This window comes from Lentzea sp. NEAU-D7 (assembly GCF_026242055.1).
GTDB lineage: Bacteria > Actinomycetota > Actinomycetes > Mycobacteriales > Pseudonocardiaceae > Lentzea.
Genome location: NZ_JAPJDL010000021.1, coordinates 154873 through 170262 on the forward strand (window position 1 = coordinate 154873; position 15390 = coordinate 170262).

The following is a 15390-nucleotide window of genomic DNA, read 5'->3' on the forward strand; positions in this document are numbered from 1 at the left end:
GCCCCTACCCACGCCACGCTCAAGGCCATTGCAATGAGTCATTTGCCGTCGTCCGCAAACGTTTTTTGCATGAAGGCGGGCACGGATCGACGGGGGCGACGCCGGAAGGGCGGACGGAATCGCGGCAGCGCGACTCGGCTCAGGGACGTGATCGCCTGAGCAGGAAGTCGTGCCGGCCGTCTGTCAGATGGGCAACTTGCGGCCGAGCACCGCGAACGGGCGCGGGTCGCCGGTGAACTGGTAGTGCCGCAGCACGTCCTCGAAGCCGACGCGGCGGTAGAGCTTCCACGCCTTGCTCGGGCCTTCAGGCGTGGAGAGCAGCACGCAGGAGGACCGCACGCCCTCCAGCAGGCGGCGCAGCAGGTCCTCGCCGAGGCCGCGGCCCTGCGCGCGCGGCAGCACGTGCAGTTCGGTGAGCTCGAAGTAGTCGGTGAGCCAGCTGTCGACGACCGCGGGCGGCGAGACCTGCATCAGTCCGCGCCGCACCTGCTCGTGCCACCACTGGCCGGCCGCGCCGCGGTAGCCGTAGCCGATGCCGACGAGCTCGTCCTGCTCCCCCAGCGCGACGACGCAGCGCCAGTCCTCGCGCATCATGTGGGCGAGCCACATCGGGGCGCGCTGCTCGACGGTGGCGGGCGGGTAGTTCATCGCCGTCACGTACAGCGCGAGCGCTTCGCCCAGCCGCGCGTTCAGTTCCGAGGCGGTGAGCTCGACGATGCGCTCCAGGCGCGGCGAGGCCGTCATGCCGACACCACCGCGACGCGTCCGCCCGTCAGCGCCACCAGGTCCGCGAAGGTCGTGGGGTAGACGGCGTGCGGATGGCCCGCGGCGGCCCAGATCTCCTCGTAGCCGGACAGCGACTCGTCCACCACGGTCTCGATCGGCGCCGGGTGCCCCACCGGTGACACGCCGCCGATCACCTGGCCGGTGTGCTCGCGGACGAACTCGGGGTCGGCGCGCTTGACGGCGTCCGCGCCCACGAGCGCGGCGACCAGTGACGTGTCCGCGCGATGCGCGCCCGACGTCAGCACCAGCAGCGGGGTCGCCTCGCCGTCGCGCACCGCGGCGAAGACCAGGCTGTTCGCGATCGCGCCTACCTGCACACCCACCGCCTGCGCCGCGGCCGCCGCGGTCCGCACGGCGTCCGGCAGCACGACGATGCGTGCGGCGGTGGCGGGCGGCAGGGCTTCCGCGACCTTGCGGATTCCGGGGTGTTCGAGCGCACTCACGTCTCCATGAGACCACGACTCGCGCCCACGCGGTGGGCCGGGTTGAGGAATCCATCGGCTGACAGCTACGCTGAGGAGGACTCGAACACGTGTTCGAGTCTCACCATGCCTCGGAGGTGGGGTGGGGGAAGCACCCCACCTCCGAGAGCCGCCGGCTTCCCCTCGGCGGTGACGTCGTTCACCGACGCCACGAGGAGGCCGAGATGACAGCCGAACTTTCGAATCCGGCAGCCTTCCCCATCCCGTTGCCACCCGCGTCCGCGCTCGTCCTGCTGCGGCAGGCCCACGACTCGCTCGCCGAGTCCGAGCGCACGCCCGAACCCCCGGAGCGGTTCGCGACCGCTTACCTCGCCGCGTTGCGCGCCGCCGCCGCGGTGCTCGCCTTGCGCGGACGGCCCCACCGCGGACGGTCGAGGCCGACCAGCGCGTGGGTGCTGCTCGGCGCGATGGCACCGGAAATGAGCGAGTGGGCCGCTTTCTTCGCGTCGTGGTCGTCCACACGGGCCGCTGTGCTCGCGGGGATCACCAGGCACGTCAACGCACGCACCGCGGACGACCTGGTGCGTCAGACACATCTCTTCGTGGCGCTCGTCGACCGCGTGATGAGCGAGGCACAACCGTGAACCATCTGGAAGTTCTGCGTCGTGAGGCGGAGCTGCTCGCCATGTCCGCGATCGGCCAGCCACCGCACAAGGGCGTGCCCGCCTGTCCCGGGCTGAACCTCGGGGAGACCGTGCGGCACATCGGCGGCGGCTATCGCGGCGCGCTGGCGTGGATCAGGCTCGGCCGCGAGCCGGAGATCGGGGAATGGCAGGACTTCCCCGAGCCCGGCGAGGACGCGCTGGAGTTCATGCGCACGGGCGCGGAGGCCGTGATCGCGGAGCTCGAAGCGCACGACGAGGACGAGCCGTGCGCGACGTGGTGGCCTGATCAGCAGAACTACGGGTTCTGGCGGAGACGGCTCGCGCACGAGACGACGGTGCACCGCATGGACGTCCAAGGTGCCGCGGGCATGGAGGTCGGTGCCGTCGACGACGAGGTCGCGGTCGACGGCGTCGACGAGGTGCTCACGTTGTGGCTGGGGCACAAGCTGGACGTGCTCGGGGTGCGGGGGTCGCGCGAGAGCCTCGTCACCATCCAGGTCGAGGACCACCTGTGGCTCACGCGCTGCGGGCCGCGCGGCGCGTCGGCGTGGCGCGTGGTCGACCCGGAGGACGCCCACGTCGCCGACGCGCAGGTGTCGGCGGAACCGATGACGATGTACCGCTGGCTGTGGGGGCGGTTGCCCGACCGGATGGTCGAGGTGGTCGGCGACCACGACGCGATCGCGCAGCTGTGGGCGCTACTGCGGCTCGCGACCAAGTAGCACGCTCGCGGTCTCCTCGCCCGCTGCCGAGATCAGCCGGTAGCGGGCGCGGCGGCCCTCGATGTCCAGCAGCGCCACGGAGTTGCCGAAGTGCGGGCCGCTGGTCTTGCGCCAGTGCACCAGGTCCTCCGGCACACCGGCCAGCGTCGCGAGCCGGCGGAACACCCGCGAGGCCGGGCGGGACCACGACAGCCGGAACCCCGGCCGCAGGAACTTCGGCGCCTCGTTGTGGATGGGCGAGCACACGAGCTGCGCGACCACGGCCTTGGTGGGCCTGGGGAACTCGGCCTCGGCGACGTAGCTGTGGTGGACGTCGCCGGAGAGCACGCACACGGTGGCGGCGCCGTTGTTCGCGGCCTTCTCGATCATGCGGGAGAGCCGGTCGAACGACTCGCGGAACGCCGGCCAGTGCTCCAGGTCGACCGCCTGCCTGATCCCCTCTGCGGCCTTGCCCTGCCAGCCCGGCTTGCGCGCGCCGATCTCGTTGAGCGACTGGAAGTGGCTGAGCGCGTGCGGCATCAGCCACGGCAGCGACGAGCCGATCAGCAGGTGGTCGAAGTCACCCTCGGTGTTCCGCTCGATCCACTCGAACTCCTCGTCGCTGACCATCTGCCGCTTGCCCTCGTCGAGGATGCGGCCGGACCGCGTGTCGACCATGAGCAGCCTGACGCGGCCGAACTCGCGGCGGAAGCTCCACCACGTCGACTTGCGGCCCTCCACCTCCTTGTCGGCCTCCTCGGCGAACTCCTCCAGCAACGGCAGCACGTCCGTGTCCTGGGCCTTCACCTTGGCGTACAAGGGATTGCGCGCGAGCTCGTCGGGGCTGAGGTTGCCGAGGTGCTGGTAGACCCAGTAGGAGGAGATGGCGCCGCGGATCCTGTCGCGCCACCACGGCTTGTCCGCCATCTCCTTGCGCCACACCGCGGACGTGTTCCAGTCGTCGCGCACGTCGTGGTCGTCGAAGATCATCGCCGTCGGCACGACCGACAGCAGCCAGCGGATCTCCGGGTCGCCCCAGGTCTCGTGGTAGAGACGGGCGTACTCGCCGAAGTGCACGACCTCGCCGTCGGGTTCCTTCGTGCCGTTGCGACGCTCACGCAGCCACTGCTTGGTGGCCTCGGTGGGTTCGTCGGCGTAGACCTGGTCTCCCAGCAGGACCAGCGCCTGCGGCCACGCCTCCTCCGGCAGCTCCATCAGCCGCTGCGCCAGCGCGTCGAGCGCGTCGGGGCCGACCGGCTGGTGCGGGGCGGCGCGGCACGACCCGAAGGCGATCTGGCGGACCTCACCGGTGCGGATGACCGGTTTCGGGAAGCCGCTACCGGGTTCCGGCCAGACCAGCTCGTCGCCGAGCCTGACGTCGTACTCGGTGCGCGGGCCCAGGTTCTCCAGCCGGACGAGCGCGAAGTGCTGCCTGCCCGCCTGGAACGTGCGCGCGGTGTGACCGGCGATCGTGACCTCGCACGAGGCGTCCGTCTCGACCCACACCGTCGCGGACGTTGCGTCGACATATCTCAGGAGCGGTCCGAGCACCAGCTTCGCCACGCGCGAGACAGTACCCTCGCACGAGTGGAAATCACGTTCGAGGCGGCGGATCCCCCCGCGCTGGCCGCGTTCTGGTCCGAGTTCGCCGGTGACGAGATCGAGCTGACGTTCGTGTGGAGCGACATCCCGAAGATCGAGAAGAACCGGGTGCACCTCGACCTGGCCTCGACGTCGCCCGAGCACCAGGCGGACATCGTGGCGCGGGCGCTGAAGCTCGGGGCCGAGCACGCCGACATCGGTCAGACCGACGTGCCGTGGGTGGTGCTGCGCGATCCGCAGGGCAACGAGTTCTGCGTCCTCGAACCGCGGCCCGAGTACCCCGGCGTGGTCGCGGCCGTCGTCGTCGACTCACCTGATCCGCTGGCGTCGGCCGAGGCGACCGGGCACCCGGTGGTGCGCAGCGGTGACGGCTTCGCCTCGGTGCGGCCCGAGCCGGGTCCGTGGCTCGAGTTCGTGCGGACCGACGACCCGGAGCCGATCACGAACCGCGTGCGCGTCCGCTACGCCGATCCCGCTCAGCGCGCTTCGCTCTGAAGTCCGCTATGTCGGACAGCACCCTGCCGCCCTGGTCCACGAGAAACGCCTCCAGCAGGTCGAGCATCCTGTCGGTGAGCGGGGTCCCCAGCTCGGCGGGTATCTGGCCCAGGCCCTTGTCGAAGACGTCCGGCATCACTTCGGCCGCGACCAGGTAGTGCCAGACGATGGGCGACCCGGCTTGCCCGGTCCGCGACGCCACGTACTCCTGGAACCCCTCCAGCGGCACTCCGTCGAACGCCGCCTCGTAGCCGTGGACGAAGGCGACCGCCGTCCCGTAGCGGTCGTCCGGCAGGTACATCCCGCGCCGGTGCCGCAGGTGGAAACACAGCTCGGACAGGTCCATCGTTCAACCATTTCGCCAGGCTCATGCAAAGAACGTTTGCGGACGTCCGCAAACGTTCTTTGCACAAGAGGTGATCAGCGCAGGTCAGAGGCCTGCGCGCAGAGCTGTGGTCAGAGGGCGGCCAACCGTTCACGAAGGGTGTCGAGGCCCATCGCGCCCATCTCCAGGGCTTCCTTGTGGAAGCGCTTGAGGTCGAAGTCGGCGCCCTTGCGGGTCCGCGCGTCCTCGCGGGCGGCGAGCCACAGGCGCTCGCCGATCTTGTACGCCGGCGCCTGGCCCGGCCAGCCGAGGTAGCGGTCGATCTCGTCGCGGATGTGCGCGGGCTCCGACAGGGTGCGGGTCATCATGAACTCGAGGCCGAGCTCCGGGGTCCAGCGCTCGCCGGGGTGGAAGCCCGTGCCGGCCGGGATCTCCAGCTCCAGGTGCATGCCGATGTCGATGATCACGCGCGCCGCGCGGAACAGGTGCGCGTCGAGCATGCCGAGCAGGTCGCCGTCGTCGTCGAGGTAGCCGAGCTCGCGCATGAGGCGTTCCGCGTAGAGCGCCCAGCCCTCGCCGTGGCCCGACACCCAGCACATCAGGCGCTGGAAATCGTTGAGCGTCTCGGACTGGTACACCGCCGTCGCGCACTGGAGGTGGTGACCCGGCACGCCCTCGTGGTAGACCGTCGAGGTCTCGCGCCACGTCGGGAACACCGACTTGCCCTCGGCGATCGACCACCACATGCGGCCGGGGCGGGAGAAGTCCGCGGTCGGCTGCGTGTAGTAGGCGCCGACGGCACCGCCGGGCGGGGCGATCCTGCACTCGAGGTTCATCAGCGCGCCCGGCAGGTCGAAGTGCACGTCGCGCAGGTCGAGCAGGGCCTTGTCGGACAGCTCCTGCATCCACGCCTGCAGGCCGTCCTTGCCGTGCACCTGGTAGCGCGGGTGCTCGTCGAGGAACGCGGCGGTCTCCGCCAGGGTGGCGCCGGGCTTGAGCCGCGAAGCCACCTCCTTCATCTCCGCCTCGATGCCGAGGAACTCCTCCCAGCCCCACGCGTAGGCCTCGGCCAGGTCGAGCCGCGAGCCGGTGAAGTAGCGCGAGCCGAGGCGGTAGCGCTCCTCGCCGACCGCGTCCTTCGTCGGCGCCTGAGGAGCCAGCGTCGTGCGGAGGAACGAGGCGAAGTCCGCGTAGGCGGCGGCAGCGGCCGTGGCACCGGCGTCGAGAGAGGAGCGCACGGAACCGTCGACGTCGGCGGAGGCGGCGAACGGGCCGAAGAACGTCGAGGCGAACGTGTCGCACTGCTTGGCGACCTGGGTGACCTGACGCAATGCGGAGACGTGGCCGCGAGAGGCGGCGTGCGAGAGAGAGGCGCGCAGGCCGTCCAGTGCGGCGGGCACGGCGGACAGGCGGCGGCCGATGGTGGCCCACTGCTCCGGCGTGTCGGTCGGCATCTGGTCGAAGATGTCGCGCACGGACTGGATCGGGCTCGCGATGACGTTCAGCGAGGACTCGGTCTGGCCGGCCTCGTACAGCTCGTGCTCCAGGCCCGTGCGTTCCAGGAAGACGGCGCGCGCCGCTTCCTCGGAGGCATCCGCGGGCTGGGCGGCGGTGACGGCGGCGAGCGCGCGGACGGCGAGTTCGTCGCGCGCCGCGTGTCCTTCCGGGGAGAGGTCCGTCAGCTGGTCGTCGGAACCCGCGAAGCCCAGGCTCGTGGCCGCGATGGGGTCGAGCGCCACGTAGTCGCGGACGAATTCGTTGCTGATCTCGTGCACGGATGCCATGCGCCGAGACGCTACCTCGCGCCTCTCGACACCAAAAGGTAGTTAGTCAAGCTCACGACCTTCGGAGGGGAACTGCGTCGTTCGGGCCGTGCTGGCAGGATGTCCGCCGTGCGTCGTTCCCGGGCACTGCTGCTGCCGGTCTTCTTGCTGCTCACCCTGTTTTCGCTGAGCGGCTGCGTTCGCGTGTACGCCGCCATGGCCGTGTCCGACGACGACCGCATCTCCGGCGAGATCGTCGCGGCCACGCCACCGACGCAGGACAACGACCCCGGTCCGCAGCTCAAGGTGCCGCCGGAGCTCGCGAGCCGCGTCACCACCAAGCCGTACCGGGTGGAGTCGTACGCGGGCACGCAGCTGTTCTTCAACGGCCTGTCGTTCGACGAGATGCGGACGCTGTCGTCGTCCACCAGCTCGTCGAACAGCCGCTACAGCCTCAACTTCCGCCGGTCGGGTGATCTTGTCACGCTCTCGGGGTCGGTCGACCTGACCCAGGTGCCCGTGGAACGCGCGGACATCCAGATCAAGGTCAGCTTCCCGGGCAAGATCGTGAACACCAACGGCCGCGAGGAGGAGAACAACACGATCGCGTGGTCTCCGAAGCCCGGTCAGGCCTCGATGCTGCAGGCCACCGTGCAGTACGCGGGCGAGAACTCCAGCTCGTTCTTCGGCTGGGCGCTGCTGGTCGCCGGGCTCACCGGCGGTGCCGCGCTGATCGTCGTCGTGCTCGCGCTCATCGCGCACAAACGCAACGTCACGCTCTAGGCGCGCGTCACCAGGCCCAGGCGCCCCAGGACCTCCTTCGTCGCCTTGGACCTGTTCATCGTGTAGAAGTGCAGCGCGGGAACGCCCTCGTCGAGCAGCCGCTGGCACATCTCGGTCGCGATGTCGATGCCGGTCGCCCGGAACCCCGTCACGTCGTCCGCGTACGGCTCCAGCCGTCGGGAGACCTCCGGCGGCAGGTCGGCGCCGGACAGCTCCACGATCTTGGCCAGGCCGCGCGGCGAGAGCATCGGCATGATCCCGGGCAGGATCGCCGCGGAACAGCCCGCGGCCGCCACCCTGTCGCGCATCCGCAGGAACGGCTCCGGCGCGTGGAACAGCTGGGCCACCGCGTAGTCGGCGCCCGCGTTGAGCTTGCGCAGCAGGAACTTGAGGTCGGTGTCGAGGTCGCCCGAACGCGGGTGCCCGTACGGGAACGCCGCCACGCCCACGCAGAAGTCGCCGAGCTCGCGGACCAGCCGCACCAGCTCGTCGGCGTAGTTGAGACCTTCCGGGTGCGCGACCCACTCGCCCATCGGGTCGCCGGGAGGGTCGCCGCGCAGCGCCAGGATGTTGCGCACGCCGATCGCCGCGTACCAGCCGATGACGTTGCGCAGCTCCGCCACCGAGTGCTCGACGGCGGTGAGGTGCGCGACGGGGAGCAGCGTCGTCTCCTGCGCGATGCGGCCGGTGGCGCGGATCGTGCGGTCCCGGCGCGACCCGCCGGCGCCGTAGGTGATCGACACGAACGCCGGGTCGAGGCCTTCCAGCTCGCGGACGGCCTTCCAGAGGACCTTCTCGTCCTCCGCGTCCCGGGGAGGCAGGAACTCCACCGAGAACTTGGGTGACTCACCCCGGAGTCGCTCCACCACCGACGTCATGGGACCAACACTAGTGGGTCTTCCGCCAGGTGAGACTCCTGCTCACCATGTGGTACACGGCCCCGACATGCGGGTGGCCCCGGACACAGCGGACCATGGACGTGTGTCCCACCACCCCATCGACGTCGCCCTGCCCCAGCACGTCGAAGCAGCGTTGACCACGTACCTGGCCTCCCGCCGCGCGTCCGGCGAGGCGATGGACCCGAGCTTCGCGAGCGCCGTCGACGCGCTCTCCGGCTTCGTGCTGGGCGGCGGCAAGCGCATCCGCCCGACGTACGCGTGGTGGGGCTGGCGCGCGGCCGGGGGCGATCCCGACGGCGACCTCGCGGAAGAGGTGCTCACGGCGGTCAGCTCGCTGGAGCTGATCCAGGCGTGCGCGCTGATCCACGACGACCTGATGGACGCCTCGTCGGTGCGGCGGGGCAAGCCGACCGTGCACATCGCGTTCGGCACGCGGCACCGCGAGCAGGGCTGGCTCGGCTCGCCGGAGCGGTTCGGCATGTCGGCGGCCGTGCTGATCGGCGACGTCGCGCTGGCGTGGGCGGACGACATGCTCTTCGCCGCCGGGCTGCCGTCCGAGGTGCTGCGCCGGATGAGCGAGCCGTGGCGGGACATGCGCACCGAGATGCTCGCGGGCCAGTACCTCGACGTGCTGACTCAGGCCAGGGGTGACTCGTCCCCCGACGCCGCGTTGCGCATCGACAGGCTCAAGACCGCCGCCTACACCGTCGAACGGCCGCTGCACATGGGCGCGGCGATGGCGGGCGGCTCGCCCGAGCTGATCGACGGGCTGCGCGCGTTCGGTGCCGACATCGGCGTCGCCTTCCAGCTGCGCGACGACCTGCTCGGCGTGTTCGGCGACCCCGAGGTGACCGGCAAGCCCGCCGGCGACGACCTCGCCGAGGGCAAGCGCACGCTGCTCGTCGCGCTCGGCATGCAGTTCGGCGCCGACGTGCTGGACACGGCCCTCGGCAAGCCCGACCTCGACCTCGGCACCGTCGAGGAGGTCCGGCGCGCGCTCGTGGACGTCGGCGCCGTCGACGCCGTCGAGGAGCGCATCGAGGAACTGACGAAGAGCGCGCTGGCCGCCCTCGACGACGCTCCCGTGGCCGAACCGGCCGCCACCAAGCTCGCCGACCTCGCGATCAGTTCGACGAAGCGGACCTTCTGAGTCGATCATGGGCGTCTCGCGCCCGGGGTTGATTAAGTCCTCGTGACCGTGTGGGCCGTTGCTTGCTGACGCTTACGCGCGTTGTGCAACGATGTTCGGGCGATGGCAGCAACTCCGTCCCCACCCCGCACGAGCTCCGAGGCGTCGATACAGGAGCTTCAACCAGTCGTGCGCACGAACACCTACGCCATCCCCATCCGCACGACCATGCTCGGCCTGCTGGGCGTGGCACTGATCGCGCTCGGGGGCATGGGTGCCGGCGCGATCCTGGAGCGCGACCCGCTGCTCGCCCAGGTCGGGCTGAGCTGGCTGCGCTACGGCCACGGCCGCGACCTCGCGAGCATGGTCCTGTACCTCGGGCTGGGCCTCGTCATCTGGGCGTGGATCCGGCTCGGCCGCCTCGTGCGGTGGGGCGAGATCGGCGACTTCGCGGTTCTCGTCGCGGTCACGGTCTGGACGTTGCCGCTGCTCTTCGCGCCGCCGCTGTTCAGCAAGGACATCTACAGCTACCTGGCCCAGGGCCAGCTCGCGCTGAGCGGCTACGACCCGTACACGGTCGGGCCCGCCGTCCTGCAGAGCACGCTCAGCGAGAACGTCAGCTGGGTGTGGCAGCACACGCCGGCGCCGTACGGACCGTTGTTCATCCTGATCGCCAAGGCGATCGTCTGGGCCACGGACGCGAGCGTCATCCTCGGCGTCGTCACCATGCGCCTGTCCCTCGCGGGCGGCCTGGTGCTGCTGTGCTGGGCGCTGCCGGGCCTGAGCAGGCACCTGGGCGGCAAGTCGGCGATCGCGCTGTGGCTGGTCGCGGCGAACCCGCTGGTGCTGATCCACCTGATCGGCGGCGCGCACAACGACCTGCTGATGATCGGGCTGATGGCCGCCGGCGTGCTGCTGGTGCTCGACCGCAGGCACGTGCTCGGCTTCGTGCTGCTCGCCCTCGCGTTCTCGGTGAAGGCGACGGCGGTCGTGATCGTGCCGTTCCTCGTCTGGATCTGGGCCGCGCGCCTGGACGGCGACAAGCGTGCCCAGTTCCGCAAGGCGCTACTGCCCGGCCTCGCCGCGTTCCTCGGCACGTTCGCGGTGTGCACGGTCGTCGCCGGGGTGAACCTCGGCTGGATCCCGGCGCTGCGCAGCTCGTCGATGATCATCAACTGGCTGTCGCTGCCGAGCGCGGTCGGCGACTTCGTGCGCATGGTCGTGAACTGGTTCGTCTACGTCGACGGCGGCATCTTCCTCGGCGTGGCGCGGGCGCTGGGCTCCGTGGTGCTGATCTGGATCGCCTACACGCAGTGGTGGGCGGCGCGCGACGGCGAGGTGCGCGACGCCATCCGGCGCGGTGCGCTGACGATGCTGGCCGTGGCGCTGCTGTCGCCCGCGACGCTGCCCTGGTACTTCAGCTGGCCGCTGGCGCTGGCCGCCGGGTTCGCGTGGAGCACGGGCGCGCTGGTCACGGTGACGGTCGCGTCGCTGTTCCTGCTGCTGGTGACGTTCCCGAACGGCGACACGGCGCTCTACTCGTGGGGCTACCTGTTCTTCGCGCTGGTGGTGTCGGGTCTCGCGGCGCGGTCGCTGGTGAAGCCGGACCCGTTCGGCCTGTCCACCCGCTACGAATGAGCTCCGGGACCCTGAGCTCCGCCTATGCCGCCTGCCGCCGGGTCAACGCGCGGTACGGCAGGACGTTCTTCCTGGCGACGACGCTGCTGCGGCCCGACCAGCGGCCGGCGGTGCACGCGTTGTACGCGTTCGCGCGCTGGGCCGACGAGATCGTCGACGCCGCCGGCGTGGCCGACCGCGCGAGCGAGCTCGACGCGGTGGAACGACTCCTGGACGAGGAGCCGTCGAACCCGGTCCTGCTCGCACTGGCCGACACGATGCGCCGCTACGACATCGACAGGGCGCTGTTCACCGACTTCCTCGCGTCGATGCGGATGGACCTCGACGTGACGGAGTACGCGGACCTCGACGCGCTGGGTGTCTACATGCACGGCTCCGCGGAGGTCATCGGGCTGCAGATGCTGCCGGTGCTCGGCACCGTCGTGCCCCGCGAGGAGGCCGCGCCGTACGCGGCACGGCTCGGGACGGCGTTCCAGCTCACGAACTTCCTGCGCGACGTCGGCGAGGACCTCGACCGCGGCCGGGTGTACCTGCCGCAGGACGTGCTCGCCGCGCACGGCGTCGACCGAGACCTGTTGCAATGGGTTCGTCGCCATCGGCGCGCAAACGACCGGGTGCAAAGGGCGCTCGACGACCTCGTCGCGCACACGTATGCGACATATCGGTCGGCGGAGCCGGGCATCGACATGCTGTCGGCGGCGTCACGCCCCTGTGTACGCACTGCATACACGCTGTATCGCGACATCCTCGGGCTAGTCGGCTGCGAGGTGCTGTGGCGGCGTGTAGCCGTGCCGAACGCACGACGGTTCGCGGTGGCAGTGCCCGGCGCCGGCCGGGCACTGCTCGCTCGAACCCCGCTCGCCCGCGCGGCGGCGCGATGAACCCCGCTTTAGACCACGACCACGGCGACGATGTTCGACGTCGCGGAGGCGTAGACGCTCGTGCCGGGGAAGTAGAGGCGCAGGTCGGCGGACGCGTCGATGCTGAGCTTCGCGGTGAACGTCGAGTTCGGCTGGCAGCTGCGGGTGTAGATGTTCGTCCACACCGAGGCACCGACCCTGACCTGCGCGAACACGTCGAGGCCCAGAGTGAGCCGACGCTCGCCCTTGGCGCCGAACTTGCCCTTGATCTGGAGCTGGTCGCCCTTCTTCAGCTTGACCTTGGCGCCACCCGCGTCGAGTTCGAGCGTGGTGGGCTTGGCCTGCACCGACGGGGCGGCGGTCGCGGCGACCGGCGCGAGGAGCAGCCCGAGGGCGGTGAGACCGGCGACGAGAGTTTTGGTGATCATGTGCACCAGCTCAGGGGTTCCAGGCGTCTCCCGCTCGCTGAGACGCCTGGAACCGCTGCAACGGGTGAACTAGAAACCCATGGCCTGCGCGCGGCGCTTTACCTCACGCCCACGGTCTCCGCGCAATGCTTCGATCGGAGTGCCAGGGAGGCTTTCGTCCTCCGTGAAGAGCCAGCGCAGGATCTCGTCCGTGGAGTAGTTCTGGTCGCGCAGCACCGTGATGGTGCCGGGCAGACCCTTCACCACCCCTCCGGCAGCGAGGAACGCCTCGGGGACGACGAGAACGCCGGCCCGCCGCTCGGCGAGCAGTTGCCCGTCGCGCAGCATTTGGTGGACCCGGGTGACCGGAAGTCCCATTCGGTCGGCCACCTCGGGGAGAGGAAGAACCTCCAGGTCGGCAGCCAATACATCCGCAGCGGCAGGAATCGCACTCACGGGGGTCACGATGCCATAACCGAACTGGGAACGCCCTTCCGCCAACCGGGTCATCCTGAGCTTTACCATCTCGCACTGTGGAGAGGTCGGTTTCGAACGTGATGGGTGGACTGCTGGAGCAGCGCTACCGGGTGGACTCCGTGCTCGCGCGCGGCGGCATGTCCACCGTCTATCGAGGTCGTGACACCCGCCTCGATCGAGATGTGGCCATCAAGGTGATGGATCCTCACCTGACGGCGGACCCCGCGTTCGTGGCGCGCTTCGAACGCGAGGCGCGTGCGGCGGCCCAGTTGCACCACCCGGCAGTGGTGTCCGTGCACGACCAGGGCGTCGACGGTGACCAGGTGTACCTGGTGATGGAGCTGATCGACGGCGGCAACCTCCGTGACCTGCTCAACCAGCGCGGCAAGCTCGTTCCCGCCGTGGCGTTGAGCATCCTCGGGCCGGTGCTGTCGGCTTTGGGCGCCGCTCACCGCGCGGGGCTCGTGCACCGGGACGTGAAACCGGAGAACGTGCTGATCGGGCCGGGTGGCCAGGTCAAGGTGGCGGACTTCGGGCTGGCCCGTGCGATCGCCGAGAACGGCGTCACGAGCGACAGCGAGATCCTGGGCACTGTCGCCTACCTTTCACCTGAACAGGTGGAATCGGGCACCGCGAACGCGCGCAGTGACGTCTACTCGGCCGGCATCGTGCTCTACGAGATGCTGGCGGGTCAGGCGCCCTACCGCGGCGAGACGCCCATCTCGGTGGCCTACCAGCACGTGAACTCGGACGTCCCGTCGGTTCCGGAGATCCCGCTGGCGCTCGACACGCTGGTGCGCAAGGCGACGCGGCGCGACCCGCTGCTGCGGCCCGCGAACGCCGACGCGTTCCTGGCCGAGCTGGAGCGCGTGGGCGCGGAGCTGGGCCTCACGCCCCAGCCGGTGCCCGTGCCCGGTTCGGCGCCCGAGAACGACAGGACGGTCGTCATGCGGCCGGTTCCCGTCGCGGTCGGTGCCACTCCCCCCTCCGCAGCCGAGCTGACCAGGCCCGTGGTGCCGAAGCCGCCGCTGAACTCGGCGGCGATGACGACGGTCAGCACCGGGCCTCCTCCGACGCCGCCTCCGGGCATTCCCGTCGGCGCCTCGGCGACGCGCACGATGCAGCGGCCGGAGCCGCCGCGCCGTCGTCCCCCGCAGAAGCGCAAGCCGAAGGTCGACCCGGTCGAGGAGGAGCGCAAGCGGCGCAAGAAGCTCTTCACGATCTGGGGTTCCGTGGCCGGCGTCGTGGTCGTCCTCGTCGGGCTGTTCACCTGGTACGTCGGGTCGAACCGCTACACGGAGATGCCGTCGGTGGCCGGGCAGTCCGAGCAGAACGCGATGCTGCTGCTCTCGAAGGCCGACCTGACCGGGCTGGTCGAGAAGGTGCCGTCCAACGACGTGCCCAACGGCACGGTCATCAGCTCCGACCCCGGCCCTGGTGCCGAGCTGCGCAAGAACGACCAGGTGAAGCTCGTCGTGTCGCGCGGCAGGCCCGTGGTGCCGTTCGTCACCGCCGGGGCCGAGCAGGACGCCGTCACCAAGGAGATCCAGGCCTCGGGCCTCAAGGCGGTCAAGGACCCCGCGAAGGACGCGTTCCACGACACGGTGCCGATCGGCAAGGTCGTCGGCGTCGATCCGCGTCCCGGCACGGCGCTCGACCTCAACGCCCCGGTGACCCTCATCCTGAGCAAGGGCCCGCCGCCGCGCCTGCCGGTGCCGAACGTGACGGGCAAGACGAAGGACGAGGCGACCGCCGAGCTGCAGCGCGCCGGTCTGGAGGCGGTCGACGCGGGCGGCGAGGACGCGCCGGAGAACAACGGGTCGCGCGTGGTGCGGACGGATCCGCCCGCGGGCACGGTGCTGGACCCGACGCAGAACAAGCGGGTCACGCTCTTCTACCAGAACAACCAGGAGATCGAGGTTCCCGACGTCACCCGGCAGAAGGTGCGGGAGGCGAAAGAGGAGCTCGAACGGGCCGGCCTGAAGGTGCGGGTCGAGTTCAACAAGAGCAACAACGCGACCGTGGTGAACCAGTCGATCCCGCCGCGCACGCGGGTGAAGCGAGGAACCGAGATCACGATCGTCGGCCTCTGACACGGGTAAAGCGAAGGGCCCCGCGTTCTCGACGCGGGGCCCTTCGTTCTTCAGCTCGTCTTCAGGAAACTCGTCAGGACCGCAGCATCTCGGCGACGAGGAACGCGAGCTCGAGCGACTGCTGCGTGTTCAGGCGCGGGTCGCACGCCGTCTCGTAGCGGCCGGCGAGGTCGTCGTCGGAGATCTCCTGGGCGCCGCCGAGGCACTCGGTGACGTCCTCACCCGTGAGCTCGATGTGGATGCCGCCGGGGTGCGTGCCGAGACGGCGGTGCACCTCGAAGAAGCCCTGGACCTCGTCGACGATGCGGTCGAAGTGCCGGGTCTTGTAGCCGGTCGACGACTCGT

At 70.2% G+C, this 15390-nt stretch carries 17 protein-coding genes; 8 read left to right on the forward strand and 9 right to left on the reverse strand.

The window, feature by feature from the left end:
* Window positions 1-183: 183 nt before the first annotated feature.
* Both ORI60_RS34475 and ORI60_RS34480 read right to left on the reverse strand, forming a co-directional pair.
* Entirely contained in the window at window positions 184-744 is a 561-nt protein-coding gene (locus tag ORI60_RS34475; RefSeq protein ID WP_266042185.1) for a GNAT family N-acetyltransferase, read from the reverse strand.
* Complete coding sequence (locus ORI60_RS34480) at window positions 741-1229, reverse strand: YbaK/EbsC family protein (RefSeq protein WP_266042186.1); 489 nt, start codon at window positions 1227-1229, stop codon at window positions 741-743. Before ORI60_RS34480 ends, ORI60_RS34475 begins: the two co-directional genes overlap by 4 nt.
* Window positions 1230-1432: 203 nt before the next feature.
* On the opposite strand from ORI60_RS34480, the gene ORI60_RS34485 reads away from it, so the two are divergent.
* Both ORI60_RS34485 and ORI60_RS34490 read left to right on the forward strand, forming a co-directional pair.
* On the forward strand, window positions 1433-1852 hold the full coding sequence (locus ORI60_RS34485; RefSeq protein ID WP_266042187.1) for an SAV_6107 family HEPN domain-containing protein: 420 nt from the start codon (window positions 1433-1435) through the stop codon (window positions 1850-1852).
* Entirely contained in the window at window positions 1849-2595 is a 747-nt protein-coding gene (locus ORI60_RS34490) for a maleylpyruvate isomerase N-terminal domain-containing protein (RefSeq protein WP_266042188.1), read from the forward strand. The genes ORI60_RS34485 and ORI60_RS34490 overlap by 4 nt, the downstream gene beginning before the upstream one ends.
* On the opposite strand, the gene ORI60_RS34495 is transcribed toward ORI60_RS34490, so the two are convergent.
* Window positions 2572-4137, reverse strand: coding sequence for an alkaline phosphatase D family protein (locus ORI60_RS34495; RefSeq protein ID WP_266042189.1), 1566 nt, complete (start codon window positions 4135-4137; stop codon window positions 2572-2574). The genes ORI60_RS34490 and ORI60_RS34495 overlap by 24 nt on opposite strands.
* A 24-nt stretch (window positions 4138-4161) precedes the next feature.
* Here ORI60_RS34495 and ORI60_RS34500 point away from each other — a divergent pair, with 24 nt between their 5' ends.
* Window positions 4162-4671, forward strand: coding sequence for a VOC family protein (locus ORI60_RS34500; protein ID WP_266042190.1), 510 nt, complete (start codon window positions 4162-4164; stop codon window positions 4669-4671).
* Here the strand turns inward: ORI60_RS34500 and ORI60_RS34505 are convergent.
* Window positions 4616-5017, reverse strand: coding sequence for a hypothetical protein (locus ORI60_RS34505; RefSeq protein WP_266042191.1), 402 nt, complete (start codon window positions 5015-5017; stop codon window positions 4616-4618). The genes ORI60_RS34500 and ORI60_RS34505 overlap by 56 nt on opposite strands.
* Window positions 5018-5127: 110 nt before the next feature.
* Window positions 5128-6780, reverse strand: a complete 1653-nt coding sequence (locus ORI60_RS34510; RefSeq protein ID WP_266042192.1) for a DUF885 domain-containing protein — start codon at window positions 6778-6780, stop codon at window positions 5128-5130.
* Between the two features lie 99 nt (window positions 6781-6879).
* Between ORI60_RS34510 and ORI60_RS34515 the strand changes: the two genes are divergently transcribed.
* Window positions 6880-7542 carry a DUF3153 domain-containing protein gene (locus ORI60_RS34515; protein ID WP_416234537.1) on the forward strand — a complete coding sequence of 221 codons (663 nt, stop codon included), beginning with the start codon at window positions 6880-6882 and terminating at the stop codon, window positions 7540-7542.
* Here the strand turns inward: ORI60_RS34515 and metF are convergent.
* A complete protein-coding gene (gene metF / locus ORI60_RS34520; protein WP_266042194.1) occupies window positions 7539-8420 on the reverse strand; it encodes a methylenetetrahydrofolate reductase [NAD(P)H] in 882 nt (293 codons plus the stop codon). The genes ORI60_RS34515 and metF overlap by 4 nt on opposite strands.
* 67 nt (window positions 8421-8487) lie before the next feature.
* On the opposite strand from metF, the gene ORI60_RS34525 reads away from it, so the two are divergent.
* From ORI60_RS34525 to ORI60_RS34535, 3 genes are all read left to right on the forward strand, one after another.
* Window positions 8488-9591, forward strand: a complete 1104-nt coding sequence (locus ORI60_RS34525; protein WP_416234538.1) for a polyprenyl synthetase family protein — start codon at window positions 8488-8490, stop codon at window positions 9589-9591.
* Between the two features lie 168 nt (window positions 9592-9759).
* Window positions 9760-11208, forward strand: coding sequence for a polyprenol phosphomannose-dependent alpha 1,6 mannosyltransferase MptB (gene mptB, locus ORI60_RS34530; RefSeq protein ID WP_266042196.1), 1449 nt, complete (start codon window positions 9760-9762; stop codon window positions 11206-11208).
* Window positions 11205-12089 carry a phytoene/squalene synthase family protein gene (locus ORI60_RS34535; protein ID WP_266042197.1) on the forward strand — a complete coding sequence of 295 codons (885 nt, stop codon included), beginning with the start codon at window positions 11205-11207 and terminating at the stop codon, window positions 12087-12089. The genes mptB and ORI60_RS34535 overlap by 4 nt, the downstream gene beginning before the upstream one ends.
* Before the next feature lie 8 nt (window positions 12090-12097).
* Here ORI60_RS34535 and ORI60_RS34540 read toward each other — a convergent pair whose 3' ends face one another.
* Both ORI60_RS34540 and ORI60_RS34545 read right to left on the reverse strand, forming a co-directional pair.
* Window positions 12098-12496: a hypothetical protein gene (locus ORI60_RS34540; protein ID WP_266042198.1), complete on the reverse strand. Its 399-nt coding sequence runs from the start codon at window positions 12494-12496 to the stop codon at window positions 12098-12100.
* A gap of 69 nt (window positions 12497-12565) precedes the next feature.
* Window positions 12566-12931, reverse strand: coding sequence for an Rv2175c family DNA-binding protein (locus tag ORI60_RS34545; RefSeq protein ID WP_030474641.1), 366 nt, complete (start codon window positions 12929-12931; stop codon window positions 12566-12568).
* Window positions 12932-13008: 77 nt separating this feature from the next.
* On the opposite strand from ORI60_RS34545, the gene pknB reads away from it, so the two are divergent.
* A complete protein-coding gene (gene pknB / locus ORI60_RS34550; RefSeq protein ID WP_266042199.1) occupies window positions 13009-15045 on the forward strand; it encodes a Stk1 family PASTA domain-containing Ser/Thr kinase in 2037 nt (678 codons plus the stop codon).
* Window positions 15046-15118: 73 nt separating this feature from the next.
* Here pknB and ORI60_RS34555 read toward each other — a convergent pair.
* The coding region (locus tag ORI60_RS34555) for a 3-deoxy-7-phosphoheptulonate synthase (protein WP_266042200.1) at window positions 15119-15390 on the reverse strand (272 nt) is incomplete at its 5' end.

Bases quoted from the DNA above. Each gene is read 5' to 3' on its own strand.
- ORI60_RS34475 (WP_266042185.1), bottom strand. From the start codon at position 744: ATGACGGCCTCGCCGCGCCTGGAGCGCATCGTCGAGCTCACCGCCTCG.
- ORI60_RS34485 (WP_266042187.1), top strand. From the start codon at position 1,433: ATGACAGCCGAACTTTCGAATCCGGCAGCCTTCCCCATCCCGTTGCCA.
- ORI60_RS34505 (WP_266042191.1), bottom strand. From the start codon at position 5,017: ATGGACCTGTCCGAGCTGTGTTTCCACCTGCGGCACCGGCGCGGGATG.
- ORI60_RS34510 (WP_266042192.1), bottom strand. From the start codon at position 6,780: ATGGCATCCGTGCACGAGATCAGCAACGAATTCGTCCGCGACTACGTG.
- ORI60_RS34515 (WP_416234537.1), top strand. From the start codon at position 6,880: ATGTCCGCCGTGCGTCGTTCCCGGGCACTGCTGCTGCCGGTCTTCTTG.
- metF (WP_266042194.1), bottom strand. From the start codon at position 8,420: ATGACGTCGGTGGTGGAGCGACTCCGGGGTGAGTCACCCAAGTTCTCG.
- ORI60_RS34525 (WP_416234538.1), top strand. From the start codon at position 8,488: ATGCGGGTGGCCCCGGACACAGCGGACCATGGACGTGTGTCCCACCAC.
- ORI60_RS34535 (WP_266042197.1), top strand. From the start codon at position 11,205: ATGAGCTCCGGGACCCTGAGCTCCGCCTATGCCGCCTGCCGCCGGGTC.
- ORI60_RS34540 (WP_266042198.1), bottom strand. From the start codon at position 12,496: ATGATCACCAAAACTCTCGTCGCCGGTCTCACCGCCCTCGGGCTGCTC.